General features: G+C 73.7%; 12 protein-coding genes. 8 read left to right on the top strand and 4 right to left on the bottom strand.

Translation table 11 applies throughout. The features are described 5' to 3' along the window. The first annotated feature begins 15 nt into the window (after nucleotides 1–15). Genes ACH34Q_RS38810 through ACH34Q_RS38820 form a run of 3 tightly spaced genes read left to right on the top strand, consistent with a single transcriptional unit; the run spans nucleotide 16 to nucleotide 2,857 of the window. Nucleotides 16–504 carry a hypothetical protein gene (locus tag ACH34Q_RS38810; RefSeq protein WP_395988178.1) on the top strand — a complete coding sequence of 163 codons (489 nt, stop codon included), beginning with the start codon at nucleotides 16–18 and terminating at the stop codon, nucleotides 502–504. Next, nucleotides 501–1,394, top strand: a complete 894-nt coding sequence (locus ACH34Q_RS38815) for an AAA family ATPase (RefSeq protein WP_395988179.1) — start codon at nucleotides 501–503, stop codon at nucleotides 1,392–1,394. The genes ACH34Q_RS38810 and ACH34Q_RS38815 overlap by 4 nt, the downstream gene beginning before the upstream one ends. A gap of 5 nt (nucleotides 1,395–1,399) precedes the next feature. After that, complete coding sequence (locus ACH34Q_RS38820; protein ID WP_395988180.1) at nucleotides 1,400–2,857, top strand: VWA domain-containing protein; 1,458 nt, start codon at nucleotides 1,400–1,402, stop codon at nucleotides 2,855–2,857. A gap of 22 nt (nucleotides 2,858–2,879) precedes the next feature. Here the strand turns inward: ACH34Q_RS38820 and ACH34Q_RS38825 are convergent, their stop codons facing one another. After that, on the bottom strand, nucleotides 2,880–4,325 hold the full coding sequence (locus ACH34Q_RS38825) for an MFS transporter (RefSeq protein ID WP_395988181.1): 1,446 nt from the start codon (nucleotides 4,323–4,325) through the stop codon (nucleotides 2,880–2,882). Nucleotides 4,326–4,395: 70 nt separating this feature from the next. Here ACH34Q_RS38825 and ACH34Q_RS38830 point away from each other — a divergent pair, with 70 nt between their 5' ends. Next, on the top strand, nucleotides 4,396–4,896 hold the full coding sequence (locus ACH34Q_RS38830; RefSeq protein WP_395988182.1) for a winged helix-turn-helix transcriptional regulator: 501 nt from the start codon (nucleotides 4,396–4,398) through the stop codon (nucleotides 4,894–4,896). Nucleotides 4,897–4,962: 66 nt separating this feature from the next. Beyond that, the gene (locus ACH34Q_RS38835; protein WP_395988183.1) at nucleotides 4,963–6,546 is read left to right on the top strand and encodes an adenylate/guanylate cyclase domain-containing protein; all 1,584 of its coding nucleotides are present in this window, start codon (nucleotides 4,963–4,965) and stop codon (nucleotides 6,544–6,546) included. Here the strand turns inward: ACH34Q_RS38835 and ACH34Q_RS38840 are convergent. After that, nucleotides 6,543–7,121 (bottom strand): hypothetical protein, encoded by a 579-nt coding sequence (locus ACH34Q_RS38840; RefSeq protein ID WP_395988184.1) that lies wholly within the window; start codon nucleotides 7,119–7,121, stop codon nucleotides 6,543–6,545. The two genes, ACH34Q_RS38835 and ACH34Q_RS38840, sit on opposite strands and share 4 nt — an antisense overlap. Before the next feature lie 346 nt (nucleotides 7,122–7,467). On the opposite strand from ACH34Q_RS38840, the gene ACH34Q_RS38845 reads away from it, so the two are divergent. Then, nucleotides 7,468–8,727 carry a hypothetical protein gene (locus ACH34Q_RS38845; protein WP_395988185.1) on the top strand — a complete coding sequence of 420 codons (1,260 nt, stop codon included), beginning with the start codon at nucleotides 7,468–7,470 and terminating at the stop codon, nucleotides 8,725–8,727. 43 nt (nucleotides 8,728–8,770) lie between these two features. On the opposite strand, the gene ACH34Q_RS38850 is transcribed toward ACH34Q_RS38845, so the two are convergent. Together ACH34Q_RS38850 and ACH34Q_RS38855 are read right to left on the bottom strand one after the other, a co-directional pair. Then, nucleotides 8,771–9,376, bottom strand: coding sequence for an AAA family ATPase (locus ACH34Q_RS38850; protein WP_395988186.1), 606 nt, complete (start codon nucleotides 9,374–9,376; stop codon nucleotides 8,771–8,773). 140 nt (nucleotides 9,377–9,516) lie between these two features. Further along, nucleotides 9,517–10,170: an MBL fold metallo-hydrolase gene (locus ACH34Q_RS38855; protein WP_395988187.1), complete on the bottom strand. Its 654-nt coding sequence runs from the start codon at nucleotides 10,168–10,170 to the stop codon at nucleotides 9,517–9,519. 234 nt (nucleotides 10,171–10,404) lie between these two features. Here ACH34Q_RS38855 and ACH34Q_RS38860 point away from each other — a divergent pair, with 234 nt between their 5' ends. Both ACH34Q_RS38860 and ACH34Q_RS38865 read left to right on the top strand, forming a co-directional pair. Beyond that, a complete protein-coding gene (locus ACH34Q_RS38860; protein ID WP_395988188.1) occupies nucleotides 10,405–10,860 on the top strand; it encodes a hypothetical protein in 456 nt (151 codons plus the stop codon). Between the two features lie 3 nt (nucleotides 10,861–10,863). Beyond that, entirely contained in the window at nucleotides 10,864–14,589 is a 3,726-nt protein-coding gene (locus ACH34Q_RS38865) for a tetratricopeptide repeat protein (protein ID WP_395988189.1), read from the top strand. Nucleotides 14,590–14,632 lie beyond the last annotated feature (43 nt).

The following is a 14,632-nucleotide window of genomic DNA, read 5'->3' on the forward strand; positions in this document are numbered from 1 at the left end:
TCCCGGAGGACCCACGTGAGAGCTCGCGCCCGTTCGGCCGCCCCCCATGCCCGTGCCGTCTTGGGCTGCGCGGCGCTCGCGTCAGCGCTGGCGCTGACCGTCGCCGGCTGCGGCGGCGGTGAGGAACCGGCGAAGGCGGGCGCGTCCTCGTCCCCGCCCATCGCCGTCCCTTCGGTGCCCCTCGGCACCCCGGCGCCCGGCGCGTCCAAGATGCCCGCGGTGCCCAAGGTGCAGGCCGCCCAGGTCAAGGCGCTGGTCGGACGCTGGACGGGCCCCAACGGCGACCACTTCGAGTTCAAGGCCGACGGCACCGGGGCCTGGATGAAGGGCGGCCAGGCGCTCTGGAACGGCAAGGTCATTCCCGAGGGCAAGGGCAAGTTCCGTTTCTCCTGGCAGGGCGGTGACCCCCAGAGCGCCTCGTACTGGGGCGCCACCCTGACCGACGGCGGCACCAAGATGCTGTTCGCCGGCACCAACCAGACCTACACGAAGGCCAAGGGATGACCGTTCAAGGGATCGAACCGGACACCGCGGCGTCCTTCGCCTCGCCCGCCGATGTCGACCGCCGGCTCGCCGAGGTGGACTACCTGGCGGACGAGGCGATCGCGACGACGGTGTTCCTCGCCCAGGCGCTCGGCAAGCCGCTGCTGGTGGAGGGCCCCGCCGGGGTCGGCAAGACCGAGCTGGCCAAGGCCGTCGCCACCGCCACCGGCTCCGAGCTGATCCGGCTGCAGTGCTACGAGGGCTTGGACGAGGCCCGCGCGCTGTACGAGTTCAACTACAAGAAGCAGCTGCTGGCGATCCAGGCGGCCCGCGAGGACCGGGCCTGGGAGCAGACCCACGACGACATCTTCTCCGAGGAGTTCCTGCTGGAACGGCCGCTGCTGGCGGCCATCCGGCGGACCCACCCCACCGTGCTGCTGATCGACGAGGCCGACAAGGCCGACGTCGAGGTGGAGGGGCTGCTGCTGGAGGTGCTGTCGGACTTCCAGGTCACGATCCCCGAGCTGGGCACCATCAGCGCGGTCCGCAAGCCGTTCGTGCTGATCACCTCGAACGCGGCGCGGGAGCTGTCGGAGGCGCTCAAGCGGCGCTGCCTCTACCTGCACCTGAACTACCCCGGCCCCGAGCGCGAGCGCGACATCGTGCTCGCGCAGGTGCCGGGGATCGAGGCCGCGCTGGCCGAGCAGCTGGTGCGCACGGTCGGGACGCTGCGCGCGCTGGAGGTCAAGAAGGCCCCCTCGATCGCCGAGACCGTCGACTGGGCCCGCACGCTGCTGGCCCTCGGGCTGGACGAGCTGGACGAGGCCGCGGTGGCGCGCACCCTCGGCGTGGTGCTCAAGCACGTCTCCGACCAGGAGCGGGCCGTCAAGGAACTGGGCCTCAGGAGCTGATCGCGATGACCTCCTCCGCGGGCGACCGGCGCGCCGCCGCCGACCAGGGCGCCGACCGGGGCGCCGCCGCCGGCCGGCGCTCCCTGGTCGACCGGCACACGGGTTTCACGGCGGCGCTGCGCGAGGCCGGGCTGCCGGTGTCGGTCGCCGAGGGCCTGGACGCGGTCCGCGCGATGCAGGTGATCGACCTGGTCGACCGGGAGGCGCTGCGCGCCGCGTACGCCGCCACGCTGGTCAAGCGGCCCGCGCACCGGACCACCTTCGACACGCTGTTCGACCTGTGGTTCCCGGCGGCGCTGGGCGACGGTGCCGCGGTCGATCCGGGGGTCAGGCGGCGCCGCGATCCCGGCGAGCGCCGCGTACCGCCGCCGCTGGACCCCGAGGTCCAGGCGCGCCGCCGGGAGCTGTACGAGCTGCTGCTGTCGGGCGACGAGGCGGGGCTGCGCCAGTTCGTCCGGTCGGCCGTGGCCGAGTACGGGCAGACGCCCGGCCAGGAGTCGTGGTTCTCCTCCGGGGTGCTGCGGGCGATGTCGCCCGAGACGCTGATGTCGAGCCTGCTCAACGCCGTCCTGAACGGCCAGGAGCGCGGCGGGATGGCCGAGCGGGTGGCCCGGCAGAACTTCAGGTCCCGGATCGCGCGGTTCGAGAACATGGTCGCGGGCGAGGTGCGGCGGCGGATCGCCGAGGACACCGGGGTCGAGCGGACCGCGCGGATGGTCGTCCGGCCGCCGCTGGAACGGCTCGACTTCGGCCGCGCGGCCCGCGCCGACCTGGCCGCGCTGCGCCGCGAGGTCTACCCGCTGGCGCGGCGGCTGGCGACCCGGCTGCAGCAGAAGCAGCGGGCCGGCAACCGGGGCCGGCTGGACTTCCGCCGCACCGTGCGGGCGTCGCTGGCCAGCGGCGGCGTACCGCTGACCACCCATCACCGCCCCCGCCGCCCGCACAAGCCCGAGCTGGTCATCCTGTGCGACGCCAGCGACTCGGTGTCGGCGTTCGCGCACTTCACGCTGCTGCTGACGTTCGCGCTGCGGGAGCAGTTCAGCAAGGTACGGGCGTTCGCGTTCATCGACGCGACCGACGAGATCACCAGGTTCTTCGCGCCCGGGGTGGACGTGGTGGACGCGATGGCCCGGCTGGCGAGCGAGGCCGACCTGGTCTGGATCACCGGGCGCAGCAACTACGGCCACGCCATCAAGGTGTTCGACCGCAAGTACGCCGACGCGATCACGTCCAGGACCTCCCTGCTCGTGCTGGGCGACGCCCGTTCCAACTACGGCGAGCTGTCGCTGCCGATCCTGAAGGAGATGGCGGGACGGGCCCGGCACGCGTACTGGCTCAACCCCGAGCCCCGCTCCCAGTGGGACACCGGAGACTCGGCCGCGTCCCGCTACGGCGAGATCGTCCCGATGCACGAGTGCCGCAACCTGGCCCAGCTCACCGAGTTCATCGAGGAACTGGCCTGATACCGCTCGGTGCCGGCCGGGTTCAGTCCCGGTCGGGTACGAGGGCCGCGAACACGGCGCCGAGCAGGGCGATGGCGCTGCAGACCACGATCGCCACATCGGCGCCGTGGCCGTACGCCTCGGCCGGGCTCGCGTGGCCGGAGCCGGTTCCGGTGACGATCGCGCCGACCAGCGCCACGCCGAGCGAGGCGCCGATGTAGCGCGCGGTGTTGTTGGCGCCCGACCCCATGCTCGCGCGTTCGGGCGGCACGCTCTCCACGGCGATGCGCGCCAGCATGGCGTTGCCCAGGCCGCTGCCGAATCCGGCCACGACCAGGCCCGGGACCAGCCGCCACCAGTGCCCGTCCGGGCCGAAGCCCAGCAGGGCGAGCTGGCCGGCGGCGTTCAGTGCCAGCGCGACGGCCAGCAGCCGCGCCGCCGGCAGCCGCGCCGGCAGCCGCCGGGCCTGCGCCGCCGCGACGAACGACAGCCCCGACCAGATCGCCAGCAGGAACGCGGTGGTCAGGGGGCCCATGCCCAGCGTCACGTACAGGACGGTCGGCACGAAGCTCATCACGCCGATGATCCCCAGGCCGGTGACCAGCGCGCCGACGATCGACAGCAGGAAGCGGGGCCGCCGGAGGAGGCCGAGGTCCAGCATCGGCTCGCGGCGGCGGGCCTGCACCACCACGAACGCGGCCAGCAGCACGGCCGCGAGCACCAGGAGGCCGCCGACCTCGGGGCGGCCCCAGCCCAGCCGCCCGAGCGTGACCGCCGACAGGAGCGCGGTGACGCCCAGGCTCATCGTGACCGCGCCCGGCACGTCCAGGCCGCGGCGCCGCTCGGCGCGGGACTCGCGCAGCGTACGGGCCGCGACGACGGCCAGCAGGGCCGCCGCGGCGACCGTGAACCAGTACCAGAGCCGCCAGCCGGCCAGCACGCCGAGCCCGGCGGCGGCGATCGGGCCGAGGGCGATGCCCAGCCCGACCATGGCACCCCAGATCCCGGTGGCGTGCGCGCGGCGGGGACCGGCGAAGGTGGCGCCGATGAGGCCCAGCCCCGCCGCGATCAGGGCGGCGCTGGCGGCGCCCTGGACGATCCGGCCCGCGACGAACACCGCCGAGCCCGGCGCGACCGCGCACGCCGCGCTGGAGACCGCCAGCAGTGCGGCGCCGAGCACGAACACCCGCTTGCGGCCGTGATCGTCGGCCAGGCTCCCGACCGGGAGCAGCGCCGCCGCGAGACCGAGGCTGATCGAGCTCATCAGCCAGATCTGCGCGGTGGCCCCGGAGCCCAGCCCGGCGGCCGTGTCGGTCAGCATCGCCAGCGGCGCGGTGTAGTTCATCAGCGCCAGCAGCGTCGCGGCGGCCGGGATCGCCAGCGCGCCGCCGGCACCCGACGCGCCGTTCCGCCGCCGCCAAGCACGGGGCTGCCAGGCACGGGGCGTGGCCAGTGTCGTCATCCTGTTCCCATTCGCGAGTTCGGTCATCGAACCAAGGTGGGATGACCGTAACACGCGTGGTTCGGTGACCGAACTGGACGGGCGGTACTGTGAGGGCATGGCACTCGGCAAGGACTATGTCAAGCAGGAATGCTCGCTCGCCCGCGCGCTGGAGGTCGTGGGGGAACGCTGGACGCTGCTGATCGTCCGGGACGCGCTGTACGGGGTCCGCCGGTTCGGTCATTTCCAGACCCACCTGGACATCCCGCGCGCGGTCCTCTCCGCCCGGCTCCAGTCCCTCGTGGACACCGGCGTCCTGGACAAGCAGGGGCACGACTACGTGCTCACCGGGACGGGCCGCGACCTGTGGCCCATCGTCCACTCGCTGGCCCGCTGGGGCGACCGCAACTTCTCCGACCGCGGGCCGTGCCGCCTGTTCGTCCACATCGGCTGCTCGGAGCCGATCGACGCCGGCGGTGCGTGCCCGGCCTGCGGGCGGGTCGTGCCGCCGGAGGAACTGGAGATCCACCCCGGTCCCGGCCTGGACGCCGCGCGGCAGGACCCGGTCAGCGTGGCGCTGCGCAGCCCGCACCGGCTGCTCGAGCCGGTCCCTGTCTGACGAGCCGAGCCGTGTCTGACGGGCGGGTGTCAGATCGGTCACGCTGAGCGGCTAATCTGCACCCCCATGGAGACAGATGCGACGGAAGGGACGGGTGCGCGCACCCGCGGGAGCCTTCTCGGGCCCTTCTGGCGCCTGATCGACGGCCGTCCCGGCGACTCGCGCGCCCTGGTCGCGCGCCGCGCCCGGCTCCTGGTCACCGTGTCGACCGGCCTGGCCAACCTGGGCGGGGCCCTCGTCGTGCTGCTCTTCACGATCGTGGTGCCCGATCCCGAGGGCGAGGGCTCCGGACGGCTGCGCACGTTCAACTTCGTCCTGTTCAGCGCGTACGTGATCGCGGCGGTGCCGGTCGGGCTGCTGCTGGGCGAGCGGTTCTTCCGGCGGGTCCGGCGGCTGGCCGAACGGCACGGCGCCCCCGACAAGCACGAGCGGTCGCTGCTGCTGTACGGGCCGCTGCGCCTGATGGGCCTGCACCTGACGCTGTGGGGGATCGGCACGGTCGGCTGGGTCCTGATCAACCTCCCGTTCTCCTGGCTGGTGGCGGTCAAGCTCGGCCTCACCAGCCTGCTCGGCGGCCTGACCACCTGCACCATCGTCTACCTGCTCACCGAGCGGCTGCTGCGGCGCTCGGTGACCACCGCGCTGGCCACCGGGACGCCGCGCCGCAGCGGCCTGCCCGGCGTGGTCGCGCGGTCCGTGCTGGCCTGGGGGCTCGGCACGGCGGTCCCGATCCTCGGCCTGATCGTGCTGGCGGTGGGCTCGTTCCTGATCAACCGGGTCACGCTGCGCGACTTCGCCCTGGCCGTCCTCGCGCTGGGCGGCACCTCGCTCGTCGTCGGGCTGGGCGTCACCTACGGGGCCGCCCGCGCGATCGCCGACCCGGTGGAGTCGGTACGGCTCGGGCTGGCCCGGATCGAGCGCGGCGACCTCGACGTGGAGGTCCCGGTCTACGACGCCAGCGAGATCGGCCTGCTCCAGGCCGGCTTCAACCACATGGCCGCCGGGCTGCGCGAGCACGCCCGGCTGCAGGACCTGTTCGGCCGCCAGGTCGGCGAGGACGTCGCCAAGGTCGCGCTGGAGGGCGGGATCGACCTCGGCGGCGAGCTGCGCGAGGTCGCGGTGGTGTTCGTGGACATCATCGGCTCCACCCGGCTGGCCGCCGACCGGCCCCCCACCGAGGTGGTCAAGCTGCTGAACGACTTCTTCGCCGTGGTGGTGGAGACGATCGGCGAGCACGGCGGCTGGATCAACAAGTTCGAGGGGGACGCGGCGCTGGCGGTGTTCGGGGCGCCGCTGCCGCTGCCGGACTCCTCCGTACGGGCGCTGGCGGCGGCCCGCGCGCTGGCCGCCCGGCTGCGCGCGGAGGTCCCCGCCCTGAGCGCCGCCGTCGGCGTGTCGGCGGGCGAGGCCGTCGCCGGGCACATCGGCGCCGAGGAACGCTACGAGTACACCGTCATCGGTGACCCGGTCAACGAGGCCGCCCGCCTGACCGACCTGGCCAAGAACACCGAGGGCCGGGTGCTCGCGGCGGGCCGGCTCGTCGAGGAGGCGGGGCCGGAGGAGTCGGCCCACTGGCTGCTGGGCGACGAGGTCGTGCTGCGCGGCCGTACCGAGCCCACCGTGCTGGCCGTACCCCGCGAGGCCCGCTAGCTCCCGGCGATCGTGGCCTTGCGCAGGGTCGTGTAGTACGGCGACTTCGTGAAGTCGGGCCCGGTCTCCTCGCCGATGTAGACGTCGGCGTGGTGCTCGCCCCCGTACCCGGGACGGAACAGGTCCGTCACCGTCCAGGTGGCCGCGCGGAACCGGTCGCACACCCGGGACGGCACCGGTCGTCCCTTCCAGTCCTTGCCGCAGTCGAGGATCCTGAAGCGCCGGCCGCGGGTGATCACGTCCCGGTCGGCCGCCGCCGAGGACCAGGCCTTCAGCGGGCGCGCCGTCGAGTCGCGGGTGGTGTCGTCCAGCCACCAGCCGGTACTGCTCGACCAGTTGAGGTACCGGCCGCGCTGCGGGCCGCCGGTGATCCGGCCGCTGCCCTCGGTCTGGATGATCTTCAGGAAGTCCTCCGGGTACGCACCGAGCGGCGTCTTGCCCCACTTGCAGTGCAGCTCGGGGCAGCCGCGTACCGCCTTGGGCTTCCCGCCGTGGAACGACTGGACCGCCGTGTAATACGTGGTGATACGCCACGACTCCGCCTTGCCGAGCGGCTGGAGCGCAGGACTCGGCACGGTCGCGGAACTCGTGGGCGTGGTGGGGGCCGAGGACGGCGTGCCTGCCGTGGCGGTCGGGGGAGGTACGTCCTGGGTCCCGGTGGAGGCCGTGGAGGGCGTACCGCAGCCCGCCGCCAACACGCACGGCACCAGCCCCCACAGAGCGAGACGGAAGGGCCTCGACCGCATCAATGTCCCTCTCCCGCGCCGCCCGGACGGAGACCATGGTGCCACGCGGGCCCGGCCGCGTCTGTCCTCAGAGCCACTTGCGAGATCACCTTCATGCGTGATGCCCGTCCGGCTCGTCCCGTCGGACGCTGTACTCCGGCCGGCGACGAGGCCGGTCCAGCACGAGGGGATCCTCATGAACCGCGTCAGCACCACCCTGGCCGCCGCCGCCATCGGCGCCGGGCTGGCCGTTACCACGATGGCCGCGCCCGCGCTGGCCGTGCCGTCCCAGGACGGCGTACGTGCCGTCCACGCACGGGACTCCGTCCAGCGCGGCCACGTCGTGTCGGCCGTGCACGTTCGCGGGTTCACCGCGAAGCAGGTGCGCGCGTGGCTGGCCGGTGACGATTTCGACGTGTCGTCCGTACGGTACGGGGTGGACGCCTACCAGGTCGTCTACCGCACCGTCGACGCCAGGAAGCGGCCCACCACCGCCAGCGGGCTGCTGGTGCTGCCCCGCAACCACCAAAGGCACCTGCGGACCGTCTCGTACACCCACGGGACGATGAGCTACAAGCCCGATGCGCCGTCGATGTTCAGCGACGTCTGGGGCCCGGGCCCGGCGGTCACCTATGCCGCCGCGGGCTTCGCCGCCGTCGCGCCCGACTACCTCGGCCTGGGCAAGGGACCGGGCGTCCACCCCTGGAAGCACGTGGCCTCGGAGACGACCGCCTCGCTGGACATGCTGCGCGCCGCCCGCCGCGCCGTGGTCCGTACCGGCCGGACCCTGGACCGCGACGTGCTGGTCACCGGGTTCTCCCAGGGTGCTTCCAGCGCGCTGGGCCTCGCCAGGGCACTGCAGTACGACCGGTGGTTCCGCGTCCGCGCGGTGGCTCCGATCGCCGGCGGGTACGACTTCCGGGGCGCCCAGCTGCCGGCGATGCTGAGCGACGAGGTGCCTTCGCCGCTGCCCCCGAAGCTGGCCGTCGCGTACACCTCGTACCTGCTGACCTCCTGGAACCGCGTCTACGGCCTGTACGACTCGCCGTCCGAACTCTTCCAGGCCCCGTACGCGGATCGCGTGGAGAGGTTCTTCGACGGCACCACTCCCGGCCAGGAGATGCTCGCCGGCCTGCCCGGCACGCTGGACGAGCTGCTCACGAAGGACGGGTTCGCCATGCTGCGCGAGCCGTCGGGCCGGTTCGCCGAAGCCCTGCGCCGGGACGAGGTCTGCTCGGGCTGGACGCCGCGCGCACCGCTCCGGCTCTACAAGATCAGCCGGGACGAGCAGGCGGTCACCGCGAACACCGACCACTGCCGCGACGCGTTCGCCGCGTCGGGTGCGGACGTGCCGGTCGTGGACGTGGGGGAGCGGACCTACGGGGAGTCCCGCCATCTGGGCGCCAACGTGGCCGGCACCGCGATGATCGCGCGCTGGTTCGCCACCCTCGGCTGACCTGCGTGCTCAGTCGACCCGGGTGCTCGGCCGACCCGCGTGCTCAGCGGAAGCGGATCGCGGTCAGGGCGTCCACCTCGGTGCGCGACAGCAGGGTGACCGTGGCGGCCGGAGGCACCGCGCCGTCACGGGCGCGTTCCAGCAGGGGATGCCAGCGGCGGCAGTGCCGCGCGAAGGTCATGGTGGCCACCACCCGGCCGCGGGCGCGCTGCCCTTCCAGCGCCGTACGCGGGTCCACGTCGATGAGGACCAGATGCACCTGGCCGCCGTGCCGGGCGGCCAGCCAGGAGAACATGCGCAGGATGTGCGGCCACGTGCCGCGGGTGTGGGCCACCACGCCCTCGCCCCTCCTGACCGCGCGGGCGATCCACCAGACGTGCGTGGCGTTCACCAGGGGCACCCTGGCCCGGGCAGGGACCAGCCGCAGCCGGTGCGACCACCGGTTGCGGGCCTGGCGGGAGTCGATCACGAAGCCGCCGTCGATCGCGACGGGGGCCGTCTCCTCACCGCCCAGCCGGTAGAGCCGCTCCAGCAGCGTGCTCTTACCCGCGCCGGGCAGCCCGGCCACGAGCACGAGGGAGCCGGCGGGAAAGCGCAGCTCGGCGCCGGCCCCCGCCTCCGGCTCCGCCTTCTTGAGTTCGCGGATCACGCATCTCCTGGTCTCGGCCCCCGGAATCACTGGTGGTTGGGAAAACGAACACCTGTGACCAGTGGTTCCTATGACCGAAAGGCGGCCTCCTCCGTTACCGGAGGGTACTCCAGAGGGCGCGGTCGCCCCGCCGTTCCCGGCTACCAGCCGCGGTTCCACCATTCGGGGATGCTCGGCCGCTCGCGGCCCAGGGTGGAGTCCTTGCCGTGGCCGGGATAGAACCAGGTGGTGTCGGGCAGCGGGTCGAAGACGCGCTCGGTGACGTCGGTCAGGAGCTGCTTGAAGCGGCCCTCGTCGCCCCAGGTGTTGCCGACGCCGCCGGGGAAGAGGCTGTCGCCGGTGAACAGGTGGGGGCGGTCGTCCCCCGCGTACAGCAGGGCGATCGAGCCCGGCGTGTGGCCGCGCAGGTGGATGACGTCCAGTGACGCCTCGCCCACCTGGACGGTGGAGCCGTGCTCGGCCGGCTCGGCCACCGGAACGGGGAGGGCCTCGGCGTCGAACGGGTGGGCCACGACGGGGGCGCCGGTGGCCTCGACCAGCTCCGCCAGGGCCATCCAGTGGTCCTGGTGGCGGTGCGTGGTGACGATGCGGGCCAGCGGGGCGTCGCCGATCAGCTCCAGCAGGCGCGGGCCCTCGTTGGCGGCGTCGATGAGGAGCTGCTCACCGGTGGCGGTGCAGCGCAGCAGGTAGGCGTTGTTGTCGTAAGGGCCGACCGCGACCTTGGTGATGGTCAGCCCGTCGAGTTCCCGTACCTCGGCCTTGCCGCCGACTTCGACGGTTCCCGTGTAGCCCATATGCGTCTCCGTCCGTGGTGCTGTGACCATCCTCCCCCATCGCCGGGGGTGGCCCCGCAAGGGGCCCGCAGCCAGAATGAGTCACCGGACTCAGTCGAAGAGTGCCGTTCCGGACGGACGTCTCCGGCGCGATGCCCCAGTATCGAGTACGCAAGGGCAGTTTCGACCTTGGAGGGCGCGTTGGCTACGGTTTTCCGTTCGCGTCACGAGACACGTTCGCCTCACGACGCACCGGTGCTCACCGGCACGCCCGAAGAACTGCTCGGGCACGCGTGCACGCTGCTGCGGCTCTGTGCGCATGACGCCGCCATCGCCGCGATGCTGCTGACGCTGGTGGCGGCCGGGGTCATCACTCAGATGGTGGCGGGAGTGATACCGCTGGTGCTGCTGACCCCCGTGGTGGGACCGTTCGCGATGGCGGCGAGCCTCGCGGTACGGGCCCGGCGGACGATGGTGTCGGCGCTGGGCGCGGTACGAGCGGGCACGGGAGCCCCGCTCGACCCGGGCGTGCCGTGGACGCCGTTCGGCCTCAGCGCCGACGTCGAACCGCGGGTGCGCGACGCCGAGCTGCGCCGGCTGCTGGGGGCGGCCTACCGGTGCGCCGAGCTGTCCTGGCAGGCGGTGGTCTGGGCGGTGGGGACCGGCGGGGCCTTCCTGCTCTGGACGACGATCATGACGGCGGCGGGGTGAGCCATGGCCGACCATGACGCGCGGCCCGGCAGCTTCTGGGAGCGGCTGGGCGACACCGACCGGCAGGCGCTGCGCGCGATGGGACGGCGTACCGACATCCCGCCGGGCGGCATGCTGTGCCACCAGGGGGTGATCGCGGCCGGCGTGCACGTGGTGTTCAAGCTGGGCGCGCGCACCACCAGCGACGTGGTGGCCAAGGAGTTCGTGGACTCCAGCGAGGGCGATGAGTCGATCATCGACCTGGTGGGGCCGGGCGACCTGGTGGGCGCGCTGGCCCCGTGGGGGCATCCCCAGCGCGCCACGGTCGCGGCCCTGGACCACGTGGCGACGCTGCGGCTGGACCGGGAGAAGTTCGGCAGCCTGATGGCCGCCAACCCGCGGGTCGCCGAGGCGATGATGCACACGCTCGCGCGCACCACCACGTTCGGGGGGCGGCGGCACGCGGTCCGGTCGGCCGAGCACCAGCAGCGCCTGGCGTACCACCTGCTGGAGCTGGCGCACCGGTTCGGGAGGCGGACGGCGCGGGGCGTGGAGATCCCGCTGCGGATGAGCCAGGCGGAGCTGGCCAACTGGTCGGGCATCTCGCGGGAGACGCTGGTGCGCTGGTTCCGGCTCTGGCGGTCGCGGGGGATCCTGGACCGCAAGCCGCGCCCGCTGACCATCCTGGATCCCGACGCGCTGCGCCGGGCCGCCAGCCCCTGGGGCGACGAGTGGCCCGACGCCGCCGTACGGCCGCCCCAGCCTCCGCTGGAGGCCACCAGGATCGCGGCGCGCGCGCCCGTCCGGCTGGAGCCGCCGGCCCGGACGCCGCGGCTGCCGGAGGCCAAGCCGTTCTTCGCCGGGCGGGCGGTCAGCCTCGGCAAGCTCGATCTGCTGGTGTCGCAGGCCGAGCTGCCCCGCGCGGTGATCGTCCAGGGCATGGCCGGCGTCGGGAAGACCACCCTCGCGCTGCACTGGGCGCACCGGGCCGCCGACCGGTTCCCGGACGGCTCGATCTTCGTGGACCTGCGCGCGACCGCCACCCCGGCGGAGGCGATGGGGCAGGTGCTGCGCGGCGTCGGCGTCCAGGGCGACCTGCTGCCGCGGACCGAGCGGGAGCTGGCGGCGCAGTGCCGCTCGCTGCTGGCCGGCCGGCGGGTGCTGCTGATCCTGGACAACGCCTCGGAGGCCGAGCAGATCCGCCCGGTCGTCGCGGCCGTCACCTCGGGCCTGGTCGTGGTGACCACGCAGCGGCGGCTGCCGGCGCTGGTGGAGGGGGCCGACATCCGGACCCTGGAGCTGCGCGAGATGGCGACGCAGGAGGCGGTGGACCTCATCGCGGGCGTGCTGGGCCCCGGGGACAGGCGGGTCCGGGAGGAGAACCGGGCGGTCGAACGGCTCGCGCGCGAGTGCGGCCACCTGCCCCTGGCCTTGGCCATCATGGCCGCGCGGCTCGCGGAGAACCCCGGGGAGTCGGTCGCCGAGACGGTACGGGAGCTGGCGGACACCTCGCCTGCCGTCGGGCGGGGTTCACCGGCCGTCGGGCAGGGCCTGACCACCGTGCTGAGCCCCATGTTCGACATCGCCTACCGGGGCCTGCGGCGCGACCGGCGCGAGGCGTTCCGGCTGCTGGGGCTCATCGCCGGGCCCGACTTCGACGCCGGCGCCCTGGCCGCCCTGCTGGACGCGCCGGAGGAGGAGGCGGGCGAGTGCCTGGAGGACCTGCGCCAGGCGCACCTCGTCCAGGACCTCGGCCCCGGCCGCTACCGCATGCACGACCTGCTGCGCGACTTCGCCCGCGAGCGCGGGCTCGGCGAGGACGCCGACAACGAGCGCCTCGCGGCGCAGCGCCGCCTGCTCGGCCGGTACCTGGCCGAGGCGCGGCGGGCGGGCGCGCATCTGCCCCGTACGCGGCGCCCCGTGCTGGACGGGCGGGAGGGCCCGCAGCCGGAGTCCGCCGTACGGACCGTCGCCCTGTCGTGGTTCGAGGCCGAACGCCGCAACCTGGTCGCCGCGGTGCACCAGGCGGCACGGCTGGGACTGCACCGGACGTGCTGGGAACTGGCGGACGCCCTGTTCGACTTCCAGGCGTTCCGCCGTTACAGCCAGGACAACATCGCCGTACACCAGGCGGGCCTGCGGGCCGCCCGCGCGGAGGAGGACTGGCAGGCCGCCGCCGTCATGCTGCACAACCTGGCGGTCGCGCACTTCGAGCTGGGCCTGTCCGTCCAGGCCATCGGCTACGGCGAGGACGCGCGGCGCGGCTTCCGCTCGGTCGAACCGCCCGACCGCTTCGGTGAGGCCGTGGCGCAGGCGACGCTCGCCGATGTGCACGCGTCGCTGGGGCGCTACCTGACGGCGATCGAGCACGCGCGCCGCTCCCTGAACATCCATGAGGCCCTCGGCAACGGAGGCGGCGTGGCCAAGGGACACGAGACCCTCGCCACCGCCTACATAGGCCTGGCCGACTACGACGCGGCCCTGGACCATGCGGGCGAGGCGCTGAACATCCGGCGGGAGATCGGGGAGATGCCGGGCGTCGCGGAGACGCTGCTGACCCTGGCGCGGGTGCACCGGCGGCGCGGCGCCGTACACGAGGCCGTCTCGCACGCGCTGGAGGCGCTCTACATCAGGCAGGACCTGTCGGACCTGTACGGCGCCGCGCAGGCGCTCACCGAACTCGCCCGCATGAACGCCGCCCTGGGCCTGCGTGACCTGGCCCTGCAGGACGCCGAGCAAGCCCTGCGCACCTATCGGTCCCTTGGGGCACGCCATGGGGAGGCCAGGGCGCTGTCGACGCTCGGCATGCTCATGTGCGACGCCACCCGGTTCGCCGAGGCGTTCACCCACTGCGGCGAGGCGCTGCGGCTGCACCGCGAGACCGGCAACCGCTCCGGGGAGGCCGAGGCGCTGGCGCAGACCGGGATCGTGCACTGGCGGCTCGGCCGCTACCGGGAGGCCCGCGAGCATCTCGTCCGCGCCCTGGAGATCCGCCGGGAGATCGGCGACCTGCACGGGGAGGCGCACGACCTCGAGCACCTCTCGATGGTCATGCGGCGGCTCGAGCGCGACCAGGAGGCGTTCGTTCTCGGCCTGGAGGCGCTGGACCTGTGGCACCGGCTCGGCGCCAAGGGCGGGCTCGCCGGGACGCTGGGCAGCCTCGCCCGCACCTACCTGCGGCTGCACCTGTACGAGGAGGCCGAGCAGGCCGCCCAGCAGGCGCTGGCCATCCGGCAGGAGATCGGCGACTGGTACGGGATGGGCGTGGGGATGGACACCATCGCCGCCGTCCTGCGGGCCAGGGGCCGTCCCGAGGAGGCGCTGAAGAAGGAGCTGGAGGCGCTGCGGCTGCTCGTCGAGGTCGGCGACCGGCACGGCGAGGGCACCGCGCTGGTCCATCTGGCCGCGATCTACCTGGAGCTCGGCCGCGCGGAGGAGGCGCTGGAGACCGGCGAGCGGGCCCACGGCATGGCCGCCGAGCTGGGCGACACCCGCGAGCAGGCCATGTCGCTGCACACCATGGGGCGCGCCTCCCAGCGGCTCGGCCGGCACTCCCGGTCCGTCGACCGCTTCCTGGACGAGATCGTCATCCGCCGGGAGATGGGCGACCACCGGGGCCAGCGGGCCGCGCTGGAACGGCTGCGCGACTCGTGCCTGATGCTCGGCGACGGTGCCGGTGTCGCCGACTGCGACCGCAGGCTCCGCGCCATCGACAGCTGGCTGGAGTCGGCCGCGCCCGAGGAGGACTGACAGCGGGCTTGGGCGACCGACGCGAACGCGGGACGGCGCGGAG

The sequence above is a fragment of the Actinomadura sp. 9N407 genome (assembly GCF_044326315.1).
Taxonomy (GTDB): Bacteria; Actinomycetota; Actinomycetes; order Streptosporangiales; family Streptosporangiaceae; genus Spirillospora.

Bases quoted from the DNA above. Each gene is read 5' to 3' on its own strand.
- ACH34Q_RS38815 (WP_395988179.1), top strand. From the start codon at position 501: ATGACCGTTCAAGGGATCGAACCGGACACCGCGGCGTCCTTCGCCTCG.
- ACH34Q_RS38820 (WP_395988180.1), top strand. From the start codon at position 1,400: ATGACCTCCTCCGCGGGCGACCGGCGCGCCGCCGCCGACCAGGGCGCC.
- ACH34Q_RS38825 (WP_395988181.1), bottom strand. From the start codon at position 4,325: ATGACCGAACTCGCGAATGGGAACAGGATGACGACACTGGCCACGCCC.
- ACH34Q_RS38830 (WP_395988182.1), top strand. From the start codon at position 4,396: ATGGCACTCGGCAAGGACTATGTCAAGCAGGAATGCTCGCTCGCCCGC.
- ACH34Q_RS38835 (WP_395988183.1), top strand. From the start codon at position 4,963: ATGGAGACAGATGCGACGGAAGGGACGGGTGCGCGCACCCGCGGGAGC.
- ACH34Q_RS38845 (WP_395988185.1), top strand. From the start codon at position 7,468: ATGAACCGCGTCAGCACCACCCTGGCCGCCGCCGCCATCGGCGCCGGG.
- ACH34Q_RS38855 (WP_395988187.1), bottom strand. From the start codon at position 10,170: ATGGGCTACACGGGAACCGTCGAAGTCGGCGGCAAGGCCGAGGTACGG.
- ACH34Q_RS38865 (WP_395988189.1), top strand. From the start codon at position 10,864: ATGGCCGACCATGACGCGCGGCCCGGCAGCTTCTGGGAGCGGCTGGGC.